6 protein-coding genes are annotated in these 5,424 nt (G+C 48.4%); 5 read left to right on the forward strand and 1 reads right to left on the reverse strand.

Annotated elements, in window-relative coordinates; all coding sequences use genetic code 11:
• Positions 1-192 precede the first annotated feature (192 nt).
• Entirely contained in the window at positions 193-738 is a 546-nt protein-coding gene (locus RMO35_RS21545; RefSeq protein ID WP_309744137.1) for a hypothetical protein, read from the forward strand.
• A gap of 7 nt (positions 739-745) precedes the next feature.
• A complete protein-coding gene (locus RMO35_RS21550) occupies positions 746-1,282 on the forward strand; it encodes a GNAT family N-acetyltransferase (RefSeq protein ID WP_309744140.1) in 537 nt (178 codons plus the stop codon).
• A gap of 129 nt (positions 1,283-1,411) precedes the next feature.
• On the opposite strand, the gene RMO35_RS21555 is transcribed toward RMO35_RS21550, so the two are convergent.
• Entirely contained in the window at positions 1,412-1,543 is a 132-nt protein-coding gene (locus tag RMO35_RS21555; RefSeq protein ID WP_309744142.1) for a hypothetical protein, read from the reverse strand.
• On the opposite strand from RMO35_RS21555, the gene RMO35_RS21560 reads away from it, so the two are divergent.
• The 3 genes from RMO35_RS21560 to RMO35_RS21570 form a co-directional block, all read left to right on the forward strand.
• Positions 1,525-2,055 (forward strand): DUF924 family protein, encoded by a 531-nt coding sequence (locus RMO35_RS21560; RefSeq protein ID WP_309744147.1) that lies wholly within the window; start codon positions 1,525-1,527, stop codon positions 2,053-2,055. The two genes, RMO35_RS21555 and RMO35_RS21560, sit on opposite strands and share 19 nt — an antisense overlap.
• A 188-nt stretch (positions 2,056-2,243) precedes the next feature.
• Entirely contained in the window at positions 2,244-4,535 is a 2,292-nt protein-coding gene (locus tag RMO35_RS21565; RefSeq protein ID WP_309744144.1) for a hypothetical protein, read from the forward strand.
• Between the two features lie 25 nt (positions 4,536-4,560).
• Positions 4,561-5,424: hypothetical protein (locus RMO35_RS21570; protein WP_309744146.1), on the forward strand; the 864-nt coding region annotated here is incomplete at its 3' end.

Raw genomic sequence — 5,424 nt, forward strand, 5'->3', positions numbered from 1 at the left:
CCTCGCTGCATCAGACAGAAGGCTGAAGGCTTCCTCTCTCTTCCAGGACGGAAGGCCAGGCTGACTAGCTTGGAGCCTTGCTTGCTGGCTATATAAACGCGCAATCTCGCGGGGCATGGTTTAGTGGAGGGAAGAGCGAACACCCATCCTGGGCAAGGTACTGCCAATCGCTGTTTCTTTTTCCATAACGCAATGTTGGAATTTCTGTGGGTTTGCGATCCAGAAGAGACAAGATCGGAGCTAATTCGCCCGACTCATCTGTGGGAGCGATGGGCACATCGGCAAGATGGAGTGTGTCCATTTGGAGTATGTCTGCGATCGACGACAACCGATGAGGACAGCATTGCCTTTCCCCATTGGGAATATCGTCCGCCTTATTTGCCCGAACCATTGAGTATTGCGGTTGGGACGAATAGCGACGTGCTAACCGAGCCGATGCTCTTCCAGACTCCATTTGGTAAACGTCCAGATCGATATCTTCCGGAAAAGGCACAGCCGTTAGAGCACTCGATCGGTTGGCAGGAAATAACCCGCGTAGAGTCGATCTCTCTTACCGCAGATCGTCCGTCACCAGCATTGCAAGCGGCGATTCGGCAGAGCCGACGCTACGCGAACGATACCGCTCGGATCGGACTGCGAGTAGGAGGAGAATATTGCGTGGAGCTTGGGTTCGATCTAGAGATCCAGGGAAATCGGGTGGATTTTCGGCCTGAATTACCTCTAGTTGTAAATTGGTAGGATCGCCATGCAAACATCCGAACCACTGGAGAACCCAAAGATATTTATAGAGGTTCCCACAACCACAGAGCAACTGGATCGAGTGCGTACCTTGATGCGCGCCTTTATTGTCTGGCACCGCCACCGCTACGTAGAAGACATAAAACTCATCGATGAGTACTTTGACGCAACTGCATTTGAGGAAGAACTCGCCTTGTTACCTGGCAAGTACGCCCCACCACATGGAATGCTCATGCTTGCGTTCCATGAAGATATTCCGGCTGGCTGTGTTGCAGTGCAGGAAATCGATCCTCATACCTGCGAAATGAAGAAAATGTTTGTCTACACGCATTTACGCGGCAAAGGTGTTGGCAAAGCACTGGCACAAGCATCGATCGATCGTGCCCGTGCGATCGGATATCGATCCATACGCCTAACCCCTGGCTTCCGACAATACGAGACAAAGGCTCTCTATCACAGCTTAGGCTTTAGAGTCATCGAACCGTACTACGAGTTGCCAGAGAAATTGCGGAACTGGGTTGTATTCATGGAGCTGAATCTTTAACGGTGGATGCTCGAAAAGCTAGCCGAATCGTGTCGAGTAATGATGTTCGATCTCACCACTGAAAAAATCTTAACCTTGAAGACCTACCAATTCAAACTTAGCCCAAATAATCGAGGCATGATATGAAAACTACAGCAGTTGAAGACGTTTTAAAGTTTTGGTTTCCCAGCCTACCGGATAGCGATCTAGCAGCACGAGTGCGGTAGTTCGATTGGTGGTTTCGTGGCGGTGGCGATGCCGAGATCGTCGCACGTTTTTCACCCCTATTAGAACGCGCGATCGCAGGCGAACTCAATGATTGGACACGGGAGCCGCGATCTCGACTCGCGCTGATTCTGATTCTCGATCAGTTCTCGCGGACGATTTATCGGGGTACCGATCGAGCATTTGCCCAGGATGAAACAGCTCGCGCCCTGACAATCTCAGGCATCGAACTCGGTCACTATACCGCTCTAGAAACCCCCTGGGAGAAAACTTTCTTCTTTCTACCGCTGGGTCATGCCGAGCAGCTCCAACACCTAGAAATGTCAGTCCAACTGGCAGATGCGCTGGTGGATGAGTCCTTACCAGAGTATCGCTCGTTGCTTGAATTCTCTGCCGCTCAAGCACGCCGCCAACGCGATGTTGTCGCTCGGTTCGGTCGTCAGCCCCATCGCAACAAGCTACTGGGACGAATTTCGACCCCCGCCGAACTAGAGTATTTAGCCAGCGGACAGCTCGTACATAAACAACCATTTCCACCCGATCTCGCACAATTTCTGATTCGGCATTAGTTCCATTTTCCGTTTTTCCAATCGCCTTGTAACCATTTGCATCCATTGGCAAGCATCTCTGCGCGCGGCTGCGCCAATGCAAACGGAACGAGCATCGATCTCTTACCTAAAAGATGTTGAGAACAGAGACCGATCTCAATTTACACCACTCGAATTTAAACAAATCTAAATACAGGAATGCCACTATTATGTACCGCTGGATTCAGGGTACGCTAGTTTTGTGCTGCTCGATCGCACTATGCGAGCTACCCACCTTCGCACAGCTACCGCCTAGCCCAACTAATAATTCAACTTTAACAGAGCCAACACCATCATCAGTTATTACCCTTAAATCGGGGGGAATCCTGCGTGTAAAAGTCGATCGATTGCCAGCTCAAACAGAAATTGCTGTATTTTTAGGCGATCTCGATATCACTTCTCAAATCCAACGAGAAGGACAAGAATTAGTCTATAAATCCACTCTTTTACCCCTACCTGTTGGGGAGCAAACACTCACAGTTTATCGCACCACCACACCCGATCGGTGGGAACCTGTCGCGACTTTCTCTGTTAAAATCGCACCCAACAACAGCCAAGTAGCCACCCAAACCGAAGAATCTAGTAAACCCTCAACTTCAACAACAACCCCAGCACCCAGCCCCAATCCATCATCTAAACCTGATTCGACACCTGCAAATCCCATCGATTCTAAATCCCCAACTGCTACGACACCCCCGCCAGCCGGATCGACACCTGCAACAACTTCAGCCGCTGCTACACCCCCCGAAACCCCCATTGGTTTCAGCACCAAACTCAACGTCAACATCAAATCCCAACTTGCCGAATCCCGCAGTCCCGATGCGGGTGTTTCCCCTCGCCCGACATTCCTAGATGCCGCCTTCACTGGCGAACTATCCGCCCTGTATCCCATCGGTACGGGTAAATTACAAGGCAAAGTCAACCTCGTCGGGACTACCTTTAAGCCAGAAGCCCTCCGCTTTAATGAACTCCAAGAACGCGCGTCGCTTGTAGATTTGAGTGCCTACTCGATCGATTTTACTGATGGCGATAATAAGGTGGCAGTTGGTAATGTCTGCTTTGGCAACAATCCCTTACTCGTCAGCAATGTCTGTACTAGAGGAGTCACAGCCAATCTCAAACTCAATAATTTCGCCGATCTCAGTATCGGGCATCTCAGCACCACCGCGATCGTTGGTTTCGATAATATCTTGGGGATAGGAGAGAGTAATAACAACCTTACTGGAGCCACCCTCGGAATGCAAGTGGCGAATAATAACTCTGGCGGCGTGCGGCTGGAAACTACCGTGATGAATGGTTCTCGCTTACCCGTCGCCAATTTTAACGTCGGTGAAGTCGTCGATGCCGAAGCCAGCGATGGGATCGGCTTCCGAGTTATCGCCGCTAACGATAACGGACGCTGGAAAGCCGATGCTGGCTTTGCCCGCAGTACCTTTACGGCAGGTGGAGCCAACGATCCACAACTCACTGATGAGACAAATGCTATCGCTCTACAACCCGTAACTAAAAATGCCTGGTATGCCGAAACTAGCTACGATATTCTCAAGGATGTCAAACTAGATGATAAGCGCAATTTATCTCTCTCCGCCAATATAAAACTGGAACAGACAGATCCTCAATTTGGGACGCTCGGCGCAACTGTCAATGCCGACAGGTTGCAAGCTCAGTATGGCATTGATGCGACGATCGCTGGTGCTAACATCCAATTTCAACACACTGATTCTGAAGATAATATCGCTAATTTTCCCAATCTTTTAAAGACTAAAAACAATAGCGATACTTTTAGCCTAAATGTACCTTTACAGTCAGTTTTACAGAACAACAGCTCATTACTACCCACGATTTCCTACAGCTATCAACAAATCGCTCAGAACGGTTCGATCGTGGCTGCTGCAAGTGGGGATTTTGAAGACCCATCTAAAATTCCCAATCAGCTTAGTAATACCCAATCAATCGGGCTTGAATGGAAATTTTCTGACGCATTATCATTTGATTATAAATTTAGCAATACTTTTCAAGACAATCGCCAGCAGGAACGCGAAAATGCTGACTTTAATAATATCAGTCATCAATTTTCAGTTGGTTGGCAACCCAGTCAACAACTAAGATTCAATCTTGGCTACAACTTCAACAACGCCCAAAATATCGAACGCCAAATTACGCGGTTTACCCAAAGTCCGACCTTTGGAGTGAGTTGGGAATTTGTCCCTGATGTCACATTAGCTGTTAATTACAATTTTAATAATGACTCTGATTCGATCGGCGAATCTTTGACTCGATCGAATGCTTTAGATTTACTCCTAACTTGGAATTTCAAAACAAATACTTTCGGTCGCGAAAATCCTGGCAGTGTTTTCCTCCGCTACAGCGGTCAATCGAATCTTAACAGTAGTTCGATCGGCAATATCAACACCGATTCAACAATTAATACCGTCAGTGCAGGCATAAGTCTAAGTTTTTGAACCACTATCCCCTATTCCCTAAACCATGAAAACCAACCAAATCTTCACCAGATCGCTGACAATTTTAGCTATAGGTGTAACTTTCTTGGGAATGCAACCCGCTCAAGCTGCCGACGTTAGTCCCAGAGGGGTAAATGTCAAAAGTTTCGGCACGACTACGGTATTTCTCACCTACTTTGGATTAAATAACCAAAGCCCCGCTGAAGCATTGTGGTGTGGCGAAATTAATGCCGATCGATCGTGTGTTTCTGGTACCGTATTTGGGAGATTGCCGCGTCGGTACAATATCGGTCGAACTAGCGGTCAAAATAACTATACAGATATTATGACCATTCCCGCCTCTGTGGCGCGTAAAGCCTATCAAGATGCAGCGCGAGGTGATAATTCCGATTTCTTCTACGTGCGCCGCTGGAGGAGTAATAACGGCGGCCCTGATGAATATGTAGCCGTTACCTGTCGGCTCTCTAGCGGTGGCGCGCGCGTGCCTTTTAGCATTACCAGCGTCAAACTAGTTACTGGCGGTAAACCTGCGCCTGCGGTTGTTACTGGGTCAACTTTACCTCAATTCGGTGCCCAAATTAGCTACAACGGTACGGGTAGATTAAAAGGCAGATGGGAAGTAGTGTTACCTGGAGATCCGCCCCCAACTGGGCGAGATTTATTAACCGAAGCCAGTTTGCCGCTCGAAGAACGCGGTTTACAACGACGTTATACCCTGCTCGAACGGTTCGATATATTCTTGCAACCGACTGGGCAAGTCTTGTTACCAAGCCCCGATCCGACGAAATTCCCCAAAGGCTCGACTGGTGCTTATCAGATTTTATTACGAATTGAAGCAACAGATGATAAAGAGGGTGATTCGAGTATTGGTACTGGCATCGTTAATAGT

This window comes from Chamaesiphon sp. OTE_20_metabat_361 (assembly GCF_031364565.1).

Coding starts and splice junctions, on each gene's coding strand:
- RMO35_RS21565 (WP_309744144.1), top strand. CDS start 2,244: ATGTACCGCTGGATTCAGGGTACGCTAGTTTTGTGCTGCTCGATCGCA.
- RMO35_RS21550 (WP_309744140.1), top strand. CDS start 746: ATGCAAACATCCGAACCACTGGAGAACCCAAAGATATTTATAGAGGTT.
- RMO35_RS21545 (WP_309744137.1), top strand. CDS start 193: ATGTTGGAATTTCTGTGGGTTTGCGATCCAGAAGAGACAAGATCGGAG.